General features: G+C 46.4%; 15 protein-coding genes. 4 read left to right on the top strand and 11 right to left on the bottom strand.

The annotated features are described in order from the left end of the window. Position 1: 1 nt before the first annotated feature. Together hutU and hutC are read right to left on the bottom strand one after the other, a co-directional pair. Positions 2–1,672: a urocanate hydratase gene (gene hutU / locus AC27G9_RS02305; protein ID WP_487070601.1), complete on the bottom strand. Its 1,671-nt coding sequence runs from the start codon at positions 1,670–1,672 to the stop codon at positions 2–4. Positions 1,673–1,680: 8 nt separating this feature from the next. Continuing rightward, positions 1,681–2,388 carry a histidine utilization transcriptional repressor HutC gene (gene hutC, locus AC27G9_RS02300; protein WP_487070599.1) on the bottom strand — a complete coding sequence of 236 codons (708 nt, stop codon included), beginning with the start codon at positions 2,386–2,388 and terminating at the stop codon, positions 1,681–1,683. A gap of 107 nt (positions 2,389–2,495) precedes the next feature. Between hutC and hutI the strand changes: the two genes are divergently transcribed. Beyond that, entirely contained in the window at positions 2,496–3,710 is a 1,215-nt protein-coding gene (gene hutI / locus AC27G9_RS02295; protein ID WP_487070597.1) for an imidazolonepropionase, read from the top strand. Then, complete coding sequence (gene hutG, locus AC27G9_RS02290) at positions 3,703–4,650, top strand: formimidoylglutamase (protein ID WP_487070595.1); 948 nt, start codon at positions 3,703–3,705, stop codon at positions 4,648–4,650. The genes hutI and hutG overlap by 8 nt, the downstream gene beginning before the upstream one ends. Before the next feature lie 270 nt (positions 4,651–4,920). Here the strand turns inward: hutG and AC27G9_RS02285 are convergent, their stop codons facing one another. The 7 genes from AC27G9_RS02285 to AC27G9_RS02255 all read right to left on the bottom strand — a co-directional run bounded on the left by AC27G9_RS02285 (position 4,921) and on the right by AC27G9_RS02255 (position 20,375). After that, entirely contained in the window at positions 4,921–5,157 is a 237-nt protein-coding gene (locus tag AC27G9_RS02285; protein ID WP_487070593.1) for a hypothetical protein, read from the bottom strand. A 96-nt stretch (positions 5,158–5,253) separates the two neighbouring features. After that, positions 5,254–6,432: an FAD-dependent oxidoreductase gene (locus tag AC27G9_RS02280; RefSeq protein ID WP_487070591.1), complete on the bottom strand. Its 1,179-nt coding sequence runs from the start codon at positions 6,430–6,432 to the stop codon at positions 5,254–5,256. A gap of 115 nt (positions 6,433–6,547) precedes the next feature. Beyond that, entirely contained in the window at positions 6,548–10,876 is a 4,329-nt protein-coding gene (locus AC27G9_RS02275; RefSeq protein ID WP_487070589.1) for an alpha-1,6-glucosidase domain-containing protein, read from the bottom strand. Between the two features lie 62 nt (positions 10,877–10,938). Then, on the bottom strand, positions 10,939–13,983 hold the full coding sequence (locus AC27G9_RS02270; RefSeq protein ID WP_487070587.1) for a TonB-dependent receptor: 3,045 nt from the start codon (positions 13,981–13,983) through the stop codon (positions 10,939–10,941). 321 nt (positions 13,984–14,304) lie between these two features. Further along, positions 14,305–15,813, bottom strand: a complete 1,509-nt coding sequence (locus tag AC27G9_RS02265; RefSeq protein WP_487070585.1) for a tryptophan halogenase family protein — start codon at positions 15,811–15,813, stop codon at positions 14,305–14,307. Between the two features lie 6 nt (positions 15,814–15,819). Next, positions 15,820–17,313: a tryptophan halogenase family protein gene (locus AC27G9_RS02260; RefSeq protein WP_487070583.1), complete on the bottom strand. Its 1,494-nt coding sequence runs from the start codon at positions 17,311–17,313 to the stop codon at positions 15,820–15,822. A gap of 191 nt (positions 17,314–17,504) precedes the next feature. Next, positions 17,505–20,375: a TonB-dependent receptor gene (locus tag AC27G9_RS02255; protein ID WP_487070581.1), complete on the bottom strand. Its 2,871-nt coding sequence runs from the start codon at positions 20,373–20,375 to the stop codon at positions 17,505–17,507. Positions 20,376–20,969: 594 nt separating this feature from the next. On the opposite strand from AC27G9_RS02255, the gene AC27G9_RS02250 reads away from it, so the two are divergent. Further along, complete coding sequence (locus tag AC27G9_RS02250; protein ID WP_487070579.1) at positions 20,970–21,716, top strand: SDR family NAD(P)-dependent oxidoreductase; 747 nt, start codon at positions 20,970–20,972, stop codon at positions 21,714–21,716. Further along, positions 21,716–22,585: an amidohydrolase family protein gene (locus AC27G9_RS02245; RefSeq protein WP_487070577.1), complete on the top strand. Its 870-nt coding sequence runs from the start codon at positions 21,716–21,718 to the stop codon at positions 22,583–22,585. Before AC27G9_RS02250 ends, AC27G9_RS02245 begins: the two co-directional genes overlap by 1 nt. A 40-nt stretch (positions 22,586–22,625) precedes the next feature. Here the strand turns inward: AC27G9_RS02245 and AC27G9_RS02240 are convergent, their stop codons facing one another. Together AC27G9_RS02240 and AC27G9_RS02235 are read right to left on the bottom strand one after the other, a co-directional pair. Beyond that, positions 22,626–23,810, bottom strand: coding sequence for a mandelate racemase/muconate lactonizing enzyme family protein (locus AC27G9_RS02240; RefSeq protein WP_487070575.1), 1,185 nt, complete (start codon positions 23,808–23,810; stop codon positions 22,626–22,628). A gap of 47 nt (positions 23,811–23,857) precedes the next feature. Next, a complete protein-coding gene (locus tag AC27G9_RS02235) occupies positions 23,858–24,625 on the bottom strand; it encodes a class II aldolase/adducin family protein (protein WP_487070573.1) in 768 nt (255 codons plus the stop codon). Between the last annotated feature and the right edge of the window lie 17 nt (positions 24,626–24,642).

The following is a 24,642-nucleotide window of genomic DNA, read 5'->3' as shown; positions in this document are numbered from 1 at the left end:
ATTATTTGCCCTCCAACATGGGTAAATCCAAACCGTGTTCGCGCGCACAATCTTTCGCAATGTCATACCCAGCGTCTGCGTGTCGCATCACTCCGGTTGCGGGATCATTGTGTAGCACACGAGCAATACGCTGTGCCGCTTCATCAGAGCCGTCACATACGATGACTACACCAGAGTGTTGAGAGAACCCCATACCAACACCACCACCGTGATGTAAACTGACCCAAGTAGCACCACCCGCCGTGTTAAGCAAGGCATTTAGCAAAGGCCAATCAGATACGGCATCAGAGCCATCAGCCATACTCTCTGTCTCGCGGTTAGGCGACGCGACAGAGCCAGAATCAAGGTGGTCGCGCCCTATCACCACAGGAGCAGAGAGTTCGCCACGGCGAACCATTTCGTTGAACGCTAACCCTAGCTTCTGTCGATAGCCAAGCCCGACCCAGCAAATACGAGCAGGCAACCCTTGGAATTGAATTCGTTCTTTGGCCATGTCTAGCCAATTGTGAAGATGCGCATCATCGGGGATCAACTCTTTGACTTTTGCATCAGTCTTGTAGATATCCTCGGGGTCACCTGACAAGGCCGCCCACCTAAATGGTCCAATCCCTTGACAAAATAAGGGGCGAATATAGGCGGGCACGAAGCCTGGGAAGTCAAAGGCTTTTTCTACACCAACCTCAAGTGCCATCTGGCGAATGTTGTTACCGTAGTCTAGTGTTGCAGCCCCTGCCTGTTGGAAACCCAACATCGCTTTGACTTGTACCGCCATAGACGCTTTTGCTGCCCTAACCACGGCAGACTCATCTTCAGCTCTTTTGTTTTCTGCTTGTTCTAGTGTCCAACCTTCTGGCAAATAACCATTTAGTGGATCATGAGCACTCGTCTGGTCAGTGACGACATCGGGGATCACACCGCGCTCTAGTAACTCTGTATACACAGTTGCGGCATTGCCATGTAAGCCCACAGAAATGGGTTTACCTTCGACTTTAGCCTCTTCGATTATCGCCAAAGCTTCATCCAGTGAATTGGTCTTTTTATCGACATAACCGGTTTTTAAACGAAAATCGATTCGAGACTCATCAACCTCGACAGCCAGCATCGAAAACCCAGCCATAGTCGCAGCGAGTGGCTGTGCCCCTCCCATTCCGCCTAGTCCGCCGGTTAAGATCCAGCGCCCTGATGCATCTCCATCGAAATGGGTTTTTGCAACGCTGCCAAAGGTTTCATAGGTACCTTGGACAATGCCTTGCGAGCCAATATAAATCCATGAACCAGCCGTCATTTGACCGTACATCATTAGGCCCGCTTTATCGAGTTCATTAAAATGTTCCCAGTTAGCCCAGTGCGGCACTAGGTTACTGTTAGCAATTAATACCCGAGGTGCATTCACATGTGTCGGAAAAACGCCAACAGGTTTACCCGACTGCACCAATAAGGTCTCGTTGTCTTCAAGACGCTTTAGCACTTCGACGATCTTATCGAAACTTTCCCAATCTCTTGCCGCACGGCCAATACCACCGTACACGACGAGAGATGATGGATGTTCCGCCACTTCTGGGTCCAGATTGTTCATCAACATGCGTAAAGGCGCTTCTGTTAACCAGCTCTTTGCATTCAGTGTCGTGCCTCGTGGTGCGCGAATGACTCGGCTTGCGTCGTTTCTGTTCATGATTTTGCTCAATTTTGGTTGAAGTCTAAATGTCCACCCAAACGATATCTTTCACCTGGATGGGTTAGCACGGCAAAGCTAACAATGCCCTGCTCGCTGTATGTTCTTCTGTGAATTCGTAAACAAGGGCTTCCTACTTCGACATTCAGCACCTCAGCGATATCTCGCCCAGCGCTAATGGCATCGATGGAATGATCTGCCTGCGTCAGCGGTGCCACATCACTCAAGTAGTGATTGGCTGTGGACTTTGTGAAGTCTTGACGCAAATACTTGGGCGCCCATTTCGGGTTGACAAAGCGTTGCTCAAGCTGAATGGCCATATCATTTTCAAAATGAACCACCGACGAGAAATACACGGGAGCTTGAGATTCGATCCCAAGCCAACTGGCCGTTTCTACCGAAGCAAAGGCCTCCTCCATTTGTAACACTCGGCAAGTATGAACATGGCCACGGGCTTTAATTTCCTCATCAATACCGCGAATGGTTAATACCGAACTCATGGGACGATGATCGGAAACAAACGTACCCAACCCCTGTGAGCGACCGAGTATTCCCTCGTCCACCAATTCAGTTAAAGCGCGTCTTGCCGTCATGCGACTCACGTTAAAACGCACTGCCAAATTGTTTTCTGATTCGACCATTTGTCCCGGCTTTAATTGCCCTTTAGCAATCGCCGCCATCAATGCCGATTTGATTGCTCTGTATCTAGGTTCCATTGTGTACATTCATTTTTACGATTTCTTAACACTCTAAACAAGACAACTTGTATATACAAGTATAGACAGGTAAATTAGTTGTTAAGAAATATTGACGGTAAATACAAATGGATGATCAGAGTAAGGGTAATTTGCTTTTTCAAAACGTAAACCTTGCCACAATGGCCGCGGGTGAGGATGATATTGGCATCCAATACCAATGTGACGTATTGATACAGAACGGCGTCATCACAGCAATTGGTCCTGACCTTTCAACCGATTCGAACATCCCCGTTGTAGAGGGCAAAGGACGTTGGTTACTGCCCGGATTTGTGGACTCACATACCCACCTCGTGTTTGGTGGACACCGCGCTGACGAATTCAGACGCCGACTACGTGGTGAGAGCTATCAATCGATTGCACAAAGTGGCGGAGGCATAAAAAAATCGGTTTCTCAAACGAGAGAGGCAACTGAAGAAGCATTACTCGAAAGCGCCAGCAGAAGGTTGCGACGCCTTGCCGCCGAGGGTGTCACCACGATTGAAGTCAAATCCGGTTACGGTGCCGACCTTGAAACTGAAATCAAAATGTTAAACGTAGCAAAAACGCTGGGCCAACAGCACCCTGTTAATATCATTCCTACTTTCCTCGGCGCCCATACCATGCCGCCTGAAGGCGAGATATCGACAGATGCCTATATCGATGCAGTTTGCTCGCAGATGATCCCCGAAATCGCTAAAAGGCAATTGGCAAAAAATATCGATGTATTCTGTGAAAATATAGCGTTTAGTGCCACACAATGTGAACGGGTATTTGTTGCTGCCCAACAATATGGCATGCACATCAAGGCCCACGTAGAGCAACTCAGCTATATGGGCGGTGCGGCGATGGCTGCAAAATACAAAGCGCTATCGGTAGATCATATTGAATATTTAACAGACGATGATGTGGCTCTACTGAAAAAGTCAGGCACCGTCGCTGCTCTATTACCCGGCGCCTACTATTATCTTAAAGAAAGTCAGTTACCGCCTATCGAAGCGCTACGGCGTCTGCAAGTGCCGATGGCGGTGGCTACCGATTATAATCCCGGCACGTCTCCACTCGCGTCTCTACTGACCGCAGCGAACATGGCATGCGTTATGTTCGGGCTCACAACCGAAGAGGCGTTGTTGGGTATTACTCGCTGCGGCGCCCAGGCATTGGGATTAACACGCAAAGGACAGATTAAAGTGGGTTATGATGCCGATCTCACACTTTGGTCAATCGATGAGCCCGCTTGTTTAGTCTATGAAATCAGTGGATTTAAACCGGATATGATTGTTGTAGGAGGGAAATGTGTCTGAACATCACTTTAACTGGCATGGCCGCACAGATGACGAGGATGGCGTCGCGGGTTTTCGGTGGCATCAGCAAGTCCAACACATCACCACAAAAGCCATTCACTTACAACCCGGAGTGGCCATTTTAGGTTACCCAAGTGATTTAGGCGTTATTGCAAATAAAGGTAGAGACGGTGCCAGGTTCGGGCCCAATGCCATTCGCTCTGCCTTGGCTCCATTGCCAATTCACAACCCGCTCAACCTATACGACGCGGGAGATATCGACCCACCAACATCGGTAGCCTCCAGTCAAAGTGACTATGCAGAACGCGCCAAAACACTCCTAGAACAAGGGCATTTTGTCGTTGGTTTAGGTGGTGGTCACGATATCGCATTAGGTAGCTATCAAGCGGTGACTCGCGCCAATCTTAACACGGGGAAAAACGTCGGCATTATCAACTTTGATGCACATTTTGACCTGCGCAAGCCATCGCGAGGTGCAAGCTCTGGAACACCTTTTTATCAAGCTTATCAGGCATGCGAAGATACCGATGATACCTTCCACTATTTCTGCTTGGGTGCAAGCAAGGCAGCCAATACGAAAGCCTTGTTCGACATGGCTGAGATGACTGGGACACGCTATTTGCTTGATACTGAGTTTAGTTTTCACAATGCACGTGCGCTATTGGCTGCTGAATTGATAAAGCTTGATGTCCTGTATGTCACCGTGTGTCTAGATAGCTTTTCAGCAGATAGGGCACCTGGGGTAAGTGCACCATCAGCATTGGGAATCGACGTTAACGAAACCATCAGGGTACTAAAATGGCTCCATCAATACTGTGTCGACAATAAAGTGGCGTGGCAACTTTTGGATATCGCAGAGATGAACCCAGACTATGATATTGACCAGCGAACCGCGAAATTAGCGGCAAGATTGATATTTGAAGTTGTGAATTGTCTATAACCGCCGGAGGTTTGAGTGTTTATAGATTGGCTTAGCTCTGGGTGCAGACACTCGTTCACATCTTCACAGAGAGCTATCCCGACTTTCCCGGTGCGTTTGGGCTTGTCTCAGTTTGGTTGTCGTTCATGTCATTTAACACAAAAAATTAGAACTAAATGATCGACACAATAAAATCATCTGTCACTAGCCAGAACGCCCATTTGTATGTACTGGTCTCACAGCGACACCTTGACCGAGTAGATCAAGCAGTAGAGCAATTCATCCTTGCACTCAATTTGATATAGCAATAAAGACGAGTGGCAATATCACGATAACAACGAAACCAAACAATGTAATTCTACCTTCATGCGACTCTGCATTATGGCCTCTAGGATAGCGTCCTAGCGTAAACGCCAATAGAGTGAATCGGCCCACAAAATAACACACTCCCTCCAACAACATGTCGAATAAAAAAAACTTGAGAACGCGGGACAATCCAGAGAAGATCCCGTCTACGATCATTTCCATATCTACAACCTTGTAAAGATTAATAATACTCCCCTACAGTATTATCTATTTCGGTAAACACCAGCCACTAATTGTAACCTTATGTTTATCCAGTGATTAGCCCAATGGCGTGGGGAGAAAGATATCGGATGCCAAGGTCCTAAGCTGCAACTGTTGGAACATCGAAAGGCGCCCTACTGGTGCCATAATCCAATCCCTCGCTTTGGCGCAAACCACACTGTTTGACTGAAATAAAGGCGTAAGAATTCGACTCAAATGTCGCACATAGTAAAGTTGTGCACGACGGGATTTCCACCATATCTGCAATGCCTTTGGTGAAAGACTATATTGTTCAATTGTATTGGCTAACGACAAGGCATCGAGCAGTGCCATCGTACACCCTTGACCCAATTGAGGACTGGTTCCGTGACATACATCGCCAATCGCGACTATACGACCATGATAAGGTGTTGGTGTCCAAACATCGTGATAATGAGCAGCGATAAAATCACTGAAATTTAGCGCACTTAACGACATTTCTGCGGCAGGCCAAAACGATTTCATTTCTTGTAGCACAGGGCGAAACCGAGCCGTATTCAGCTGAGTGAGTTGCGACGATGGCATACTCCAATACAAGGCTGCTTCAATGCCGTGCTCTGTTTTTTTGACCGGTAATATACCCATCATGTTTTCGGCTTGATAGCAACGTTGATGCAAAACATCAGATGCCAATGACGGCGGTAATGACATCGTAGTCCACAAACAGCCCCACCCGTAAGGCCGCTTTATCCGCTGTGGAAAGTGTGATTGTGCCAAGTCGCTGCTCGCTCCAGACGATAAAATGCAAAAATCGTACATCGCTTTTTCGTTAGGTGTTTGCACGCAGACGCTATCATTCAGATTCTGACAGGAAGTGACTTCTTCTCCCCAAACAAACTCGATGGTTTTATTTTGAAGAGCGCGCTGGAGCAAAGCCGTGTGGATAGTAGAACGCTGTACACCCAACCCTTGGCGTTGCTTACCTTTTAGATTCGCGTACTTGAGATCGAGTAAAGTCTTACCATTGATCGTTTTTGATTGGAGCGAATTAATAGGTATCGACACGTTAGCAATGTCATTTAACACCCCAAGATGTGCAAGTACCCTCTGCCCTGGAGGTTGCAACAAAAAACCCGCACCAACAGGCTTTGGAGACGGCGCTTGTTCATAAACGACGACTTCATCCCCTTGTTCTGCCAACAAGGTGGCAATGGCTAATCCGCCTATTCCTGCGCCGACAACTGCTACTCGCTTCACCCTGCATACCTCGCTACCTATCCTTAATCTTTTAACAATATCATGAGCCGTAGACAAAAGTTTGGCGCAAATATAAAAAAACCCGGCTATTGCCGGGTTTTTTATGAGTCAGCGTTTATTTCTCTATTACTGTAATCGTCGGACTATTGCCATCTGGACCTTCGACTCTGAATTCAAAAGTCCCTGAAGCATCAATCGTCAGATTGTTGTTGCTGGTAGCCAGTACCTTGGGCTCTCCCGGAGTTACCACATTGGTCAAGGCATCATCTGGATTACCAAGATTGACTGTCGCCCAATCTTCAGACGCCACCTTGAACTCGTTAGCCCCGCTGATTGTGATGTCCACACTGTAGACACCATCACCCTGGTACACTAACTCGTTGTCGGTACCCCAGCCATTCATGCCACCTCGGAGGTAAACAGGTGTCGCACCAAAGAACTGTTCTCTGAATACACGTAGTTTAGGCTCTTCCAACGTTGTCATATCAAAGATAAAGACAAAACTTTCTGCCGAATCTACGGCAATTGACAAGTTATTATCCGTCGTGGCCAAGAACGTATCTTGACCCAGGTTGACGACCCTATCGGCATCATCACCTGAGACGGCACCAAGATTTACTGCTGCCCAATCTTCAGAAGCTACTTTGAATTCATAGCTTTCTGTGCCTAGCTCAAGGGCTGTTGAATAGATACGGCCACCGTCATAATCGAACTGGTTATCCGTACCCCAACCGTTGAAGCCGCCACGTAAATACACAGGTATACCGAAGAACGGCTCCTCGTTTTGCACCGTTAAGATTGGCGCGTCGGTATCGCTGGCATCAACAGTGAACAAGAAGGTTGCGGTATCAGCTGGCGTAAAAATAAGGTTGTTGTTGCTGGTCGCAAGTACTTTTTCCTCATTTTCAATTACCGTAGCATCTTCGCCATCTGGCGCACCTAAATTAACGGTATCCCAGTCTTCTGACGCCACTTTAAACTGGTATTCAGTGTCAGCAGTCAAATCGACAGCAACTTCGTAAATACCATTGCCTTTGTAGACCATAACGTCATCAGTACCCCAACCATTCATACCACCACGTAAATATACTGGCGCATCATATGGGACCACATCTGGCGCGCCAGCCGTAGCATAGGCGGACAAACCATAGTTCTGGGCGCCCATCTGAGGCTTAACGAATACTGCAATCGTCATGGCAGGTACTGTGAAGGTACCGTTACCTTCATCATCACCAGTGCCTTCGCTAAAAGACGCGCCGCGCACATCAGGGTCAACGGAATTCATCTGGACCATATGTAATTCGAAACCTGTTGCCGTATTTACGGTAATAGACTTCTCTTCGTAGCCCGAGTTGACGATAACCATAATGGCATCGTATGACGCATCGATATCAGCGAGTACCACATCTGAATCAGGTGTGACACCATCATCAATACTCATAGCGATCAAACCCGTTTGCTGACGCGTGCCAATATTGTGGAAACCAACACGGTCAATCACGCTTTGCATGTCAGTGAGGCGGAATAACGGGCTAGAAGTACGAATTGCTAAGAACTCTTTAAAGACTTCTCCGGCAAACTCGATATCGCTCATTGACGCAGCGCGCTCGGGAGAATTAATAAATTCGCCCATTTCTGCCCATCTACCTTCGTTGTCTTCTGCTAGCGGTAAACCGACATTCCAGTTATTAGTTTGCTTAGTGAAGTCCACATAATTGAACCAATCACCGGCGTCATAGGTGTTGCGGTCCATCGATTTGGAGCGCAGTAAGTCGCCACCCATTTGCAAAAATGGAATGCCTTGGGAAACCATGGGCAAATTGATACCGACACTTTGCGCGCGGACCCGCTGTGCCAACGTAATATCGGAAGGCAAAGTGTAGTTGAACTGGTCCCACAGCGTTTCGTTATCGTGTTTTGAAACATAGTTAATGATGTCGGCTGGATCTTGAGCATAACCGCCGACATTCGACGTACTAGTTGCGTTACCAGTTGACATGACCAAAACATAATCACTTAACGTTCCCGCTAAGCTCGATTTCACTCTATCTTGTTCACTGAGTGCTGAATCGCTATTGGGATTAAAGATATGACCTTGACGTATCGCCTCACGAATACGGTCGTTAAAAGTACCAATTTGGGTACCTGCCATGTTCAACTGATTGGCTTGTTCGTAACCTCTGTCAATTCGAGTCCAACCTTCGCCATAGAAATAGTTATCAGGATCAATCGCCTGTACCGCGTCACGTAGGCGAACCATAGTCGATTTTGACGCCTGGCTCATAATGTCAAAACGGAATGAGTCATACTTGTAATGTTCGGTCCACAACACAAGTGAATCCAACATTAGTTTTTCCATCATGACATTACGGGGCTCAGTATCATCACAACAGGTTTCGCGTACGATTGCGCCAGAATCCACTTCATAACGGTGGTAGTAACCTGGCACGACTTTGTCTAGAACAGATTTAGGGAAGACACCTGACGCGTTTGTATGGTTATAAACCACGTCTAATGCGACACGAAGCCCCATGTCATGAAGTGCTTTGATCATCGCACGCATCTCGACAATACGCTCTACGCCTTCTGCGCTCGATGCATAACTGCCTTCTGGTGCATTGAAGTGATGAGGATCGTAACCCCAGTTAAATTCGTCAAAACCGCGGATTTGTTGTGCAAGTTCTTGCGCTTTACCCGCTTCTGACAATGGATCATAACTGTTGTACAAGTCGATAAGTGTCATCGACGCGTCCGCTTCGTCACACACTTGTGCATCGCGATTCAGACGGCATAAATCACCTACCGTATCATATAAGTCGATAGTATCTGCAGGGTCTTCTTCAATCGTCGCAATGTCGTTTGCAGGAAGAATGTGGAAGTGAGTTAAGCCCGCTTCAACTAAAGATTTAAGGTGATTGACCGGAGCCGTATCATCCTCAGTAAACGCCAAATATTTACCGCGATTTGCAGCGGATGTTGACGCATCTCGTGCACTAAAGTCGCGAATGTGGCCTTCGTAAATCACGGCATCTTCTGGGTTAACAATAGTCGGGATAGTATGGTCGTCCCACCCTTCGGGTTTGAGGTCGTCGTTTGCAAGATTCACAAAGCGAGAGAATCTTCCATTTGTGCTCAGTGAAACGGAGTAAGGGTCAGTGACTTCAAACGTCTCAATTGAAGAGGTGTTTGGGTGATAAACCGTCACTTCATAACGATAAAGCGTACGATCAAGATCACTACTGCCGTTGTATGTCCAAACGCCAGACGCCTCATCTTTTGTCATCGCCTCAGTAGACGCCAATGTCTTATTGTCATTGTAACGCAACAAATTAACACTCTGCGCTGTTGGCGCCCACACGGATGCTGTGATACCAGCATCGTTGTAGATTGGCCCTAACGCTGCTTCGTTCGCATCGGCTTCTCCAAGAGTAAAGAGCTGGTCAATCGCATTCGCCATTTGAATGCCCGTGGCAGCGACCAGTACACCTTCTGCATCGTACCCTGCTAGCACCGCCTGGGTTGTGATAACCGTCTTGGCATCATCTGCTGTCCACTCACCTTGGAACGCTGGTAATCCAGACAGATGCGGCGCGATGGCACTTTGCTCTTCGGTCAATGTTGCGTCGGATAGGTCGAGCGCGGTGCCATTTAGGCCGGTCTCTACCGTTGCTTCTAAATCTGCCGTTGCAGAATAGTGCAACTTCACGGATTCAACGCTATCAGGCGCGTCCCACAGCAAGGTGTTAGCATCTAGCCAATGAGCTGATAGTCCTTCAATTGAAACAGGCTGAGGACCAAGCGAAGTCAAAGGGAATTCGAAGACTGTAGGCACACCAGAAAGCGTGAAATTAGTGCGAGTGAAAGTTTCATCTTCTTGTACTAAAGACCCGAAGAAATCACCACCTCCCATTTCTTTGCCAGCATCATCTGTACCCAAGTGAATGATAAAATTATGGCAATCGCCATAACCATCTTTTAGGTCCAGTATCCAATAGGCCCCGTAATTAGGATCTACACCATTGTGAACTCGGCCGTTTGCCCAATCAGTATCTGGGTCAGCATACGCGTCACAGGTATCATTATTCCATGTGTGCAAACGCCACCCTTCATAAGATGGGTCATTTGGCGAATTGTCAGCATCAACTGAAGCGCGATTGTAATACAAGACAGCTTGAGTGTCTGTTGGGAATACCGTTGGCATCGGTAACGTCGGGTCAGCACCGACGACACATGCATCATTGGTTTCATTTGGTACAGTGGGCGGATCACATTGAATCGGCGGAGGTGGCACACAGGTGCTTCCCGACGAGTCTGGTACATTTGGGGCATCACAGGTAAGCAATGCGTTGCTGCCTGATTCTACCCCAGAACCGCCACAGCCTGACAGCAACAGTGCTGACACAACAAGGGCGAACAAGCCAAAGGCTCTGGTTTTACTAAACATAGATTGTTGCTCCAAAGTATTGCTATTTCTTGATCTGACGTAACTGTTCATCGTTTTAGTTCTCACAGTGAATACGTCAAACCGAGGAAATACTGCGTACCGAAGAACTGGATTGTTCCGGTCTGCTCTCTCGATGTGAAATAACTTTTGGTGGGTTCATCCGTGACGTTATTCACTTGGAATAACACGCTCATATTGTCGTTAATGTCGTATGATGCTTGATAGTCGATAACAAGCTCGGAATCGAAGTTAACAACCTGATCATTGACGGCAACCTGCTCTGAAACGAAAGCGTCGCGGTAGCGACCACTGACGCGGGTCTCAAACCCTTCGTACTCCCAGAACAAGGTTAACGTAGCAACGTTTTCCGATAAGCCCGGTAAGTTGCTAGCGAAAACGCCATTGCCAACAGTCCGTTGGATTTCACTTTCTGTGAAGGAATAACTTGCACTCGCTCCTAGCCCTGACCACAAACCGGGTAAGAAGCTATAGATTTGTGTATAGGCAAGCTCTATACCCCGAATGTAACCCCCTTCGGCATTGTTGATAGCCGTTTCGTAACGACCGTTTTCTGTCGGTACTGTCACGAAAGTGGGGTTGCCATCAGCGTCTCTTGCCAGCTCGGGCGCCTGCCCAGAGAACTCAGCTTCAAGGAATACAGGTACCTGGATTTCAGACGGCACAATAAAGCCATTCCCTTCAAAGTCATAGGGTTCTATCGCAATATTCTCGATAAACGAGTCGATATTTTTATAGAAGCCAGCGATGATTAACGCACCATCCGTCTCTTCGAAGTAATATTCGTAAGACAAGTCGTACTGTGTCGCATAAAACGGCTCTAAGTAAGGGCTATTTCTGGCAGAACCGTTAATCCGAGCTGTCGGAGTTGACAAGGTAATTTCACCTGAGTCTCGATCTTGAGTTGCCGTTACTACCTCTACGTTAGTCGACGCATTTGCGGCAAAGCGGTCTATCGGTGCACGCCCCATGACCTTGGCTGCAGCAAAACGCACTTGGCTGTTGTCAGTGACTTGAAAGTTCAAGTTAAGTGACGGCAACCAATCTTCGTAGGTATGCGTCAACACTGTCGGTCTGTAGAAGTTATTGATCAGGCCAGTTTCATCAGTAATGTTTTGAGCGCCTGCCGTGGGATCGCTCACTTCAACTGACGTACCCGTTTCCGGATCCGTAATGAACTGGGTGGCACGTTGTAACGTTGTAGAACTTTGTTTTGATTCGACATATCGCACACCGATGTTACCCGTTACCGGAATGCCGCCGAGCTCAGTGTCTAAATTTGCCATCAAATAGGCTGCGGTAACGGTTTCGTATACGTCGCCAGATTCTTGAATAGACCATGCTGTAGATGCACCCACACCTGGACCATTGATAACGCCAGCTGCACCAGGGCCCCAAGTTTGAGCTGGTTGCGGAACGCCTTGTGGGAACCACGCATTGAGCGCACTGTTTAAATCAATAGAAAGATAACTAGGGAAATAACTAAAATCCCCTTCCCAATTGACGATTTCCACCATGTCTTGTGTCAACCGCAGTGGCGGCTCGCTAGCGGAAAAGGCGGAATCGTTACCAAATTCAAATACCGAGCGGTCGTTGTTGTATTCACGGTCTGAATAACGCGCGCCAAACTCAACAGACGAAAAATAGTCATTGTCCAGTTGATATTGGAAATCAACACGGTACGCATCTAGCTCATCTTGGTTTTGAAAAGGATAGATTCCATATTTACTGACCATGACTCGGTCGATATCAGAAAAGGCATCGGCTTGATTAAAGGCCAAGTCAGGTAAGTTTAAGCCGTTTAACTGATAAGAAATTTGTACGTTTTCATCAAATCGAGGGTTAGCTGCATTGGCATCTTCACCAACGAGTGCCCACAACAAACCATTGCGGAAGTTACTCTCTGCCTTGGACAAAGCAATATCGAACTGAGCAGACAAATTATCGGTGATGTCCCAGTCGGCGTTGATACCATAGCTCTCTACTTGGTCGAAATCTTGGTTGTCATCGTTGACGATCTCTACACGTGTAAAGCTCTGGTTAGTCCGAGTAAACGTACCGCCGATTACGCTGTTATTGACGACAACGGGATTAGTGATTTGAGCGTTAATACCACCCAACTTCACCCTGAAACCACGAGCGAATTCCTCTGAATCAAACTTAGAGATAAACGCATCTGCCTTCAACTTAAAGTTATCAGCAGGTGCCCACTCAATTGACGCCATGTAGCCGTCGCGGGTTTCTTCACCACCCTTGTGCTGCATTTCGAAGCCTTCGCTTATCAATTCGCACTCAGGGCAATCAGAATTGGGGTTGGTATTACCCGTATCACCTTCAACGCCGTCTACATCAACTTCACCATTGTACGCCAAGCCGATAAATTGCGTTGACACTGACGGTTGAAATAATCTTGCGTATCCTAAAGAAACACCTAATGTATCTTCTAAAAATTTGCCTTGGTAGGAGAAACTCAAACGATGGCCAAACTCAGTCGCGTCTGAAACCTCCCCAGCGCGGTCGTTATACATTCCTCTTACATTGGCATTAAAAGTGTGTTGCTTCTCGTTGGCCAAAGCACTGGCAGTAGTAAGTTCAACGGTCCCCGCTACACCGCCTTCAATCAGAGAGGCTTTCGGTGACTTGTATACCGCTGCCGAGCTAATGAGCTCAGAGGGATATTGGTCAAACTCAATCGAACGACTACCACTGGTTGATACCTGTTCACGACCGTTTAGCGTCGAAAATACAAAGTCGCCGGACAAACCACGGATATTGATTTCCGCCGCTTGGCCACCAGTACGTACAGCTGAGATACCTGGCAACCTTGTCAACGCATCAGCCATTGACACATCGGGTAGCCCGCCAAGGTCATCTGCTGAAAGTTGTTCCGATACCGTATCGCCGAAGCGTTTTTGGTTCAACGATTTGATCAAGCTGGTACTGAAGCCCCTGACTTCTATACGCTCAATCGCGTCTTCCTCCTGCGATTCCACCGCGGCGTCTTCTTGCGCATACAGTGGTGTGCTGATGAGCGACATCCCACTCGCTATCATCGCAGCCGTTATCAAACTGGGTTTGAATAATTTCATGTGTTTCACATTCCCGTTTTTACGGTTTTTTGGGCGTAAAAAACGCCACTAAAACCTATTATTGTTCAACGGTAAATATTAGACCTTTGGCTACTAAACGAACAACGGCATGCATACGTATTCATTAACATCAAGAAACATTTTATTCACAAAAGTCACAATTTCGTGAGAATTAGTCATGAAATAACAGGAATTTATAGATATTTGGCGATACCTGAATAGACATCCACTTATGAAAATAACGTAACATTAAGGTTAACAGCGCCAGTAAACCGCACGCTGTTAGAAAGAGAAACACCAGTTGTGAACAAATAGTGATTTTTAGACGGTTCTCGACATGGCTAAGTTGGCAAGAGTTGATTCGTGATCGGAAAAGTTCATGGCGCATCCTTTCATAAAAGACGCAATTTTCTGTTCTTTGTACAAATCTCCTTGCCTTGGCTGGTTTGGGTGCATTTGTGGATAATGGCCGTAACCTGAAAGCAAACAATGCCAACTTGTTGAACCGAAATGGGATTCAAGTTGTTGCCGTTCTATTTCCTTTTCCACCTCTCCTCGAGCAAACCACACTTTCAATATATTAACGAGAGAGTCGGATAAGTGCTCATTCTCGCGATTCGCCCGCCAATACTCACTGTCAGTGCGTGTATTTAGCTTGTAATGTGCAACAATATAATCGCGCACACGTTCAAATCTCTCGGCAATTAAGCGATTGTATTCAACCTGCTGCTGATTGGTGTAACCACCACTTTGCCATTGAGAAATAAACAGCTCAACGCCAATCTGCACAAGGTGCAATGCCGTGGCCTCAAGAGGTTCGATAAAGCCTTGCGACAATCCAACGGCAACACAGTTTTTAACCCAATGTTGCTCGACTTGCCCCACTCGCATTTTTAGATGCCGAGCCTCAACGTCATCAGCAACTTTTAAATGCTGCCGTAGTTCCATTTCAGCTTTTTCACTGGTTGTAAAATCATCGCTGTAGACGTAACCGTTGCCAGTTCGGTTGACGAGTGGAATGTGCCAACACCAACCATTGCTCAATGCTACAGAACGTGTTTCTACGGGCAGTTGTTCGCCCCTTGGCGTTGGAATGACAACTGCGGCGTTATTGAATAAGTTATCTTTGAAAGACTGGAACTTTACTCCCAGTGTTTCGCCCATCAAAACTTGATGAAAGCCGGTACAGTCGACGAAAAGATCCCCTTCGACAATGCCATTGTCCTTAGTGACGACCGACGCCACTTCTCCATTGTCATGGCAGCTCACATCAACAACATCATCGCTTATATGGGTGATCCCCAGACTGACACCATGCTCAGCGAGAAACTGACCCAATAAATGTGAATCAAAGTGGTAACCATATTCCATCCGGAACGGAAAATTAGGCGGCGTAATCGGTGCCAATTGATGTTTAGCTAGCCAACCATTGAGCAGAAAATCTTCTGGCGCGACATGCGTATCTAACCCATGACGACGGGTACGAGTATTAACAAAAAAAGCGCGTTCTGAAAAGGTATCGACCTGCGAGATAAAGGGGTGGCTATAGGAACTTGGTCCTTTCTCTGGCGACCACCCCTCGAACCGAATATTGGTTTTATAGGTCGCATTGCACTTGGGCATCCAGTCACGCTCGGCAATACCCAACTCGTCAAAAAACCGTTTGAGTGTTGGCGTCGAACCTTCGCCAACCCCGATAATTCCTACATTGGGAGACTCAATAAGCGTGATGTCTGTTGTCTTTTGGTCGAGTTTAGATGCAAATAAGTTTGCTGCTATCCAACCGGCTGTGCCGCCCCCAACAATGACAATTCGTTTCGGTGAAATCATAATCCGTTACATGCCACACACTTGCTTCAAAAAGTCATCGTGGGTTGCAATTTTCCCAACGGGCTCATTCTTGATACGCTTTATATTTGCCATGAGTTCGAGTAACTTGGTATCAGACATACCATTAGCAAGTGGATGATAGTCTCTTGCCTCTATGCCCTGTCCCATCAGTACTTGTAGCCATGAACTTTCTAAGAACAAGTCATTTTGCTCCCTGAATAAGTTACCCGTTTCTTTGAACAAAGCTATTTTATGACTCAAGCTTTCAGGGACTTCCATTTCTCTTACATCTTTCCAAAATTGGCTGTCAGTGCGCTCGTTTACGTGATAATGCAGAATAATAAAATCGCGAATTTGCTCAAATTCAATTTGTGACTGACGGTTGTATTCATCTACTTGTTTCTGATTAATTCCTGCATGAGGAAACATGTGAATCAATCTGACCACTGCGGACTGGATAAGGTGGATACTCGTCGACTCCAATGGTTCGAGAAAACCACTGGCCAAGCCTACCGCAATAACGTTTTTATTCCATTGCTTACGCCTACGGCCAGTCCTAAATTTAATGAAATTCGGGTCGGCCAGTGGCTTTGTATCTATATTGTTGGTTAGTATGTCTAACGCTTGCTCGTCAGAATAGTGATTGCTGCTGTACACTAAACCATTGCCATTCCTGTGCTGCAATGGGATCCGCCATTGCCAGCCTGCAGAATGAGCGATGGAGCGCGTGTAAGGTTTGGTTTGTTCATGCCTTTCAGACGGCATTGCCACCGCTCGATCGCAGGGAAGCCAATGGGACCAGTCTTCATAACCAGTGTTCAATGTTTGCTGAGTCAACAAACCGCGGAACCCTGAACAGTCGATAAACAAGTCACCCGATATTTTCTGTCCATCTTTGAGCACAACGCTGCTTATGAAACCACTCTGCGGGTCCTGCTCTACTTGAGTAATAATACCTTCGGTCCGCACTACTCCCATTTGCTCACATTTTTTGCGCAGAAAACGAGCATACAAGGACGCATCGAAATGATAGGCATAGGGCATTTCGATAATGGGATCAGGTGATTTGATATGCGCGAATTTCCCCGCTTCACAAGCGAGATAATTCAGGTCATATTCCCATATGGAATCTTTTAAACCTAAGCGCTGAGCTCTTTTGAAGTAATGATGAAAATGGCAAAACGCGTAACTCTTTCCAGGTGCGCCAAAGGTGTGATAGTAACTTTCTCCCTGCACTCGCCAGTTTTCAAAACGAATGGCGAGCTTCATGGTGGCGTTAGTCTCTTTTAAAAATTCTTTCTCATCGAGGCCAAGCATATTATTTAAAAGAATAATCGGCGGAATCGTCGCTTCACCCACACCCACAGTGCCTATGTCTTCAGACTCAACGAGATTTACGTTGACCTCGGCTCCCAATAGACGTTTGATCACGGCTGCAGAAATCCACCCTGCCGTTCCGCCGCCCACAATAACTACATTTTTCACCGTATTTGCTGCCATATGTTTGCCACTACCATCCATCAACTTCGACTTGTCATACTCACTCTAACCAAAATACTTTCAGTAAGTAATCATGAGAAGGCGTTGTTAAAATAAAAGCCCCAATCAGTATAGCTAATTGGGGCTTTGTATTACTCAATGTTTTTTGTACTCATTGATGCAACTCAACATATTGAGCCGCATCAGTCACATTAGAATGTGTAGTTAACACCTAACAAGAAGTTACGTCCAAACTGTTGGAACTGAGTAATTTGACGAGCATCACCCGGGTTAGCTTGGATAGTCGGCTCGTCAGTTAAGTTCTGACCTTGCAGAGTGATACGCAATCCGTCAAGAGATTCGATACCCGATTCACTGAAATCGTAACCAATTTGCGCATCCCATAGCTCACCACCACGGTCATCAATCTGCGCTAGCGATAGGCTAATTGCACGAGTTTCAGTGCTGAATGGGTCACGTTTAGTACCAGATACACGGAACTCAAAGCCATTCTTCTCATAGAAAGCAGTCAATGAGTAAGACTCTTCTGAAAGCCCAGGTACCGCGTCACCGTTGTCTAGTTGGCCGTCAAGGAATGTAGCACTTGCAAATAAACCAAAGCCTTCAAGTGACTCGTGGATTAAATCAAATGGCAAGCTACCTTGGATTTCCCAGCCGCGTACAAAGCCTTCAAGACCATCTTCACGGAAGCTGACGATACCGTTAAACGTTGCTGGTGGTACTACGTCATTTGCGTCCAACACACCGTCGTTATTGATATCAGTCTCACCCGAAGTTTGGTGGAAACCTTCGATAAACGAACCTGAGAAATCACCTACAGTTTGACCCGCGATGTGCCAGTTAGTTAGGTCTTTGTAGAAGAAACTAACTGCAAAGAAACCTGCATCCGCGAAATAGTTTTCATAAGCAATGTCGAACTGATTCGCTTCAAGAGGGTTCAATCGAGCATTACCCGCAGTCGCAGACCAAGGGCCATTCGCAACATCAGTAGAAATGATTTGCTGGTCGTTGAAGTTAAACGAAACCGTGTTGTTTGGTCTCATGTCATCCAAGCGAGGACGGCTGATGACTTTACCAAGTGCAGTACGGATGAACTGGTTCTCAGCAACTTCAAAACTCAAGTTTAGCGTAGGTAGTACGTCTGTGTAAGACGTGCCATCTGTAACAGGGTCAACAGACGTGAAACCCGTTGGACCAGTAGTCGTGTTGAAACCAGACCCCATTTGGTCGACGTCTACGATTTGTAGGCCCAAGTTACCGAATACTAGTACGTCACCAATCTCTGTTTCGATATCGAGTTTAGCGTAAACCGTGAGTAGTTCTTCTTCGATAAGGTATGAATCACCTAAACGACCATTCTCAATAATTTCAGCTGGCGTCTCGATGTAGTAACCGCTGTTGTACAAGCCAAGGCCGTCATAAGCGATTACACCATCGATACCAATGAAGCTAAGATCTGCAGAACCAATTGGGTTAGGCACTGCAGAAGAGTTTGGCCAATCAGGAGACGTCAAGTAAGCACCTGTGTTTGCTTTGCTCTTTTCACGCTCTTGGTAGTTCACACCTGCAGTCAGTTTAGTAAAGATACCCCACTCAACGATACCTTCTAGGTCTACGCGCACAGCATCAAGGCTCTCGTCAAAAATAGGCTCATTCACAAAACCATCTTGCGCTGTGTTCGGACCGAAACCATCAACACCTTGGAAACGAGACACTGGTGTCAAAGAACCACCCCATGCTTGTGGGCCAGCCAATTGAATAAGTGCTGGATCCGCAAGGTTAACACCGCCTAAGGTTGGGTGGTCACTGTATACCGCACCCGTCGACGTCATTGTCCATGCACGTGGCGTCAGTGGACGACCATCAATACCTGCGCGGCCCACGCCAGAATAGCTCTCTACGTCGGTAATCGTTTTGTCAACATCACCACTTGATACGTCAAGAGTCGCTGTCCAGTTATCGTTAATAACATATTCAACGTTCAAACCGAACGTTGTCAGTTCTGCTTCCTGGCGTCTTGAATCGTTGCGGATTACAGATAGGAAACCATCGTAGTAACCTGACGTCACAAGACCATTTTCTACACCAGTGATTGTATAAGCACCTGTACCCCATTCAGCACCACCTTCTTCAACACCACGACGAACATCGTTTTCTTCGAAGTCGATATAGAGGGCATCGAATTGAATTTTCAAATCATCTGAAGGTGCATATTCTACAACCGCAGCAACAGAAGTACGCTCTAGCAACGCTGAACGCGTAAATGAATCGTGGCCACCAAGGATGACCGTACCCTCTGGTACTTCAACACCTTCTGCAGCATTAGCTGGGTTGGCATTAGCGTAACCCCAACCGCGGAAATGTTGTTCTTGACGAGGAGATTCAAGGTTTGCAATGGCAAGTGCTACACCCAATGTATCATCCGCAAATTTTTCTACGAAGTTAACCGACAAGCGATGACCTTTGTTATCAAAGTCAGGGTTACCAGAATCTTCTTGGTTTACTTCATAGTTAGCATTGATTGCAAACGTTTCTTGTGCCGTCAACGGGCTTACCGTTTGGATATCAATCGTACCACCGATGCCTTGTGTCATTAGACCGGCTTCTGGTGTTTTGTAAACTAGGATGTTAGAAACGATTTCAGTTGGGTAAAGGTCAAATTCAACACCACGGTTATCACCCATACCGAGCAATTCACGACCATTTAGCGTTGTACCAACATAGTTCTCGTTAAAGCCACGAACAGAAAGACCACTTGTACGACCGTTGCGACGCTCACCTGCTACGCCCGGTAGACGTGCCAATGATTCTGCGATTGACGTATCTGGAAGTTTACCGATATCTTCCGCAGACAAAGCCTCTACGATTGAAGTGTTGTCCATTTTTATGGCTTGAGCACGTTGTAGACTTCCGCGAATACCTGCAACTTGAATCACTTCATAGTCGACTGCGCCATCTTCTTCACTGGCACTCTCTTGAGCGAAAGCGGCAGCAGGGATTGCACTTGCAATACCGCAAGAGATGAATGCGGCTTTTATCAAATTTGGTTTAAAGTGTGTCATGTATGTGTCCCGTCTGGTTATATAAGCGACCTACTTATGCCAAATCCGCGAAAATGAAACTAAACGGCGGTTTTGTACAAATGAGGTTTGCCCGTTATTCGGAAAGAATACTAACCACTGGCGTATGAATGCTCAATTATCTGCATACGTATTCAGAAAAATTAACTCACATTCCGTTAACATACACACCCATATTTTTTACACTTATCAGCAACGTAAAAAGGAGCATAACCCTATGTAATTATTACAAATTAAACCCAGGCAACTCGCTTTAAAAACGGTGTTTTTGGTTGCATTATCTTCACACCAAAAAGTGAATAATATGCACACCTTAACCATTTCATTACATATTAAACATGTTTTTTTCATACCATTTGTTGCAGTAAATATAGCCGAAAGTATGAGTTGATAGATCAACATCTAAGTCATTAGCAAAACACTAGAACACAGTAAATGTGCAAAATATGACCACCAATACGATATGGTCGAAGATATCACTGTAGATGATTTATTTTGGCTGTATGATGCGCTAACAGAGTTATTTTTAACGATATTCATTTATCGAAAACGCATTACAGGACGAGCAACAACACGATGACACAAAAACCAATCTGCATTATTACCGGTGGTTCGCTGGGGATAGGTTTAGCAACGACGTCCCTTTTTGTCCAAAAGGGTTACCATGTATACAACCTAGACATCCGCGACTGGGCGACACCTATGACCGGTGCCCAGTGGGTGAAATGTGATGTCAGTAATACTTCAGACGTGAGATCGGCTATTGCGGAGATAGTAGAGAATACTGGACGATGTGATTGTTTGGTTTCCAATGCAGGGATTCATGTATCGGCAAACATTGAACAAACCGACGATGCACTGCTAGATAAGCTATTAGCCATCAACGTCAAAGGCGCCTACGCCGCTATTCAGTCGGTATTACCTGTAATGAAAGCGCGTAAGCATGGCGCTATCATTCTGATGGCGTCAGATCAAGCGCTTGTCGGTAAACGCAATTCGTTCGCGTACAATCTCTCCAAAGCCTCTTTAGCGTCGATGGCAAAAACAACGGCTTTGGACTACGCAGAATATGGTATCAGAGCAAATGCCGTGTGCCCTGGTACGATTGAAACCCCTTTGTATCACAACGCCATCAACCGGTATGTTGAAGCCTCAGGTGCAAATGCTGATTCTGTCCATGCAGAAGAAGCCGCCTTACAGCCACTGGGAAGACTGGGTCAAGCTGATGAAGTGGCACAACTTGTATATTTTCTTGCAAGTGACAATGCCAAGTTCATTACGGGCAGTTTACAAGTTATTGATGGCGGATATACGGCCCAATAATGCTCAAAATAATCGATCCTCATCTTCACTTTTTTAATCTAGCCGAGGGCCAGTATCAATGGTTGCAACCAGAAAATCCGCCGTTTTGGCCAGACAAGCAAGTCCTTTGTCGAAACTATGACACCACTGACGTCACGCTTTCTGGGAATTTGACTCTTGCCGGCATGATACATATAGAAGCGGGGTATGATAATCACGCCCCTTGGCGCGAAATAGACTGGTTGGAAAAGACGGTAGAGATACCGCTTAGAACCGTCGCCGGCGTCAACCTTTTAGACAAAGACTTTGAACTAACGCTCAGTGAATTGCAAAAAAGGCGGTCTGTTATCGGTGTAAGAGACATTTTGGATGAGGAAACAGAGACAAAGCTCAGTAGCCCATGTTGTCAAAAAAATCTCGCAATATTGGCAGAGGCGAAACTGATCTTTGAAGCACAATTACCCATCGCCAACACGCGTTTCGCCAACCTTTTAGACACTACAGCCAAGGCACATAAGAGGCTATCCTTTATATTAAACCATGGTGGTTGGCCTCCATTGACAGAGCAAGATCACACAACATGGCTAAAGGGACTGAACAAGGTTGCGAAGAATCCCAATATTGCAGTGAAATTTTCGGGTTTAGAAATGCTTGAAAGAGATTGGCAATGGGAAAAGGCGCTGAACCTACTCACTACCTTACTCAATACCTTTTCGCCTACTCGCGTTATGTTAGCAAGTAATTTTCCACTTTGTACTTGGCGTTTAGACTACGCCGACTATTGGCAAGAATGGTCAGAGAAGCTTGTCGCAGAGTTTGGTTTGGACGTCGCTCAGAAATTGTTAGCAAGCAATGCTGTAAACTACTACCAGATTCCGATTGACGAATAACAAGACACCAAGCATTAAAAAAGGGCTCACAGGCCCTTTTCTATTTTAGTGCAGTCACTGACATGTTAGGTGAGCGATAAACCACTTCGTCGTTGAGTTCGATGCCAATTCCGGGGGTGTCAGGCGCCTCAATATAACCATTAACAGGTTGCGGGTCTTGAATACACAACTCTCGGTTCCAATCCTTAATGGCGTAGGTGTGATGTTCGTGAATCAAGAAATTAGGAATTGCTGTCTCGAGATGGAGACTCGCAGCCGTTGCAACTGGGCCACCGCAAACGTGTGCTTGCACGCGAACATCATAGATATCCGCATAATCACACACTTTCTTGGCCTCGGTGAAGCCACCACATAAACCGACGTCTGGTTGCAATACATCAAGAGATTGGTCTTCTAAGTAGGGCCTAACGCCCCATCGATTGTAAAGACGTTCACCGCCAGCGATTGGCACATTGACCCGTTTTGCAACTTTGTCATGTAGCTTAGAGTTGAGGTAATTCACCGGCTCCTCGTAATACATACAGCCAATGTCTTCTACCATTTCTCCCAATTGAATCGCCGTTGTCGCACCAGGTAGACTGTGACATTCGAAAATAATGTCACCGTCTTCCCCTAGCGTGTCGCGGATAGCTTGCAGTCTGGCCTTGAATAGCTTGAGCTCTGGTGTGGTAAACAATTTGGTGCGGTCGAAGTGCCCTACTCCATCTTTGTCATATACAATTGGATCCACCTTCACTGCTGTATAGCCTTCTTTCATGGCTTTTTCGGTGGCTCGAGCATAATCGGCAGGATCGTTGAGTTTAGTGACTTCTTTATCCCAGTCAAATTGCAGTTGGCTTGCATAACAGCGAAGTTTATCGTTGGTTTTCCCGCCCAATAACTCATAGACAGGCAAATTCAGCGCTTTGCCTTTAATGTCCCACAACGCCGTATCAATTGCACTCATTGCAGCATAGATGACTGGGCCGCCACCTAGTCCCCAAAAACTCTCACGGAGCATTCGGTTCCACAAGCCCTCAGTGTTGAACGGGTTCCACCCAATCAACATAGCCTCGGCAATTTCTTTTATCATATGTGCAGCGGCACTGTGGCCTAAGTCATATGCCAAACCGGCTTCACCAACACCGGTTAGGCCTTCATCGGTATGAATTCGTACAAACACAGGGTTCCAAACCGGACGTTTAGGACATTCAATATCGAATATCTCGACTTTACTAATTTTCATTCTTTTATCCTTAGAGAGTTGGCGTACATTTCGCCAATCGGTCTGCATCAATTACAAAAGTTTGGGTCTAGCCGATATGCCTTCCTCAGCATTGCAGGCCAGGCTTTTTGGCCACCTGTTTGTCCTGAATGTACGACTTTTGCTTGTGCGTATATATTATCGATAATCGGTTGCGGGATTACTTTTACTCTGCCTTGGCTTTGCATTAATGACATTTGGATTTCGCAAGCCCGTTGCAAATCATAAAAACGCATAAAAGCATCACCAACGCTAGGACCTAGTGTTAAGCCACCGTGATTAGGCAGCAACATGTGATTGGTATCACCTAAGTCCCGCTGCAGGATTTCTCGTTCATTATCATCAACCGCTAACCCCTGATATTCATGATAACTCAGCGAAGGAAGCGAAAATAAAGAGTATTGGCTCCAAGGTTGAAGCCCGCCTTCCAATGACGCCACGGCGATCGTTTCTTTAGTGTGTAAATGAATCACACACTGAGCGTCTTCTCTCACTTCATGGATCGCACTGTGAATGGTAAATCCCGCAGGATTAATGCCATATTCAGAGCCGTCTAGTACGTCACCGGCTAAATTCACTCTCACTAAATTTGACGCGGTCACTTCGTCAAAAGTGAGACCAAATGCGTTCACCAAATAATCATGAGTCCCGGGTATCTTTGCTGAAATATGGGTATAGATGAGGTCGCCCCAACGCATGTCTGCCACCAAACGATAACACGCAGCGAGATCAACACGAGTTTGCCACTCTTCAAACGAGACTTTATCTTTTAAACTTCGGGATTGTAATTCGAACACTGACTGGCTCAATTGAC

The sequence above is a fragment of the Alteromonas sp. 5NS40-0096 genome, from assembly GCF_057544385.1.
This window is presented reverse-complemented; position numbering and strand designations above follow the sequence as displayed.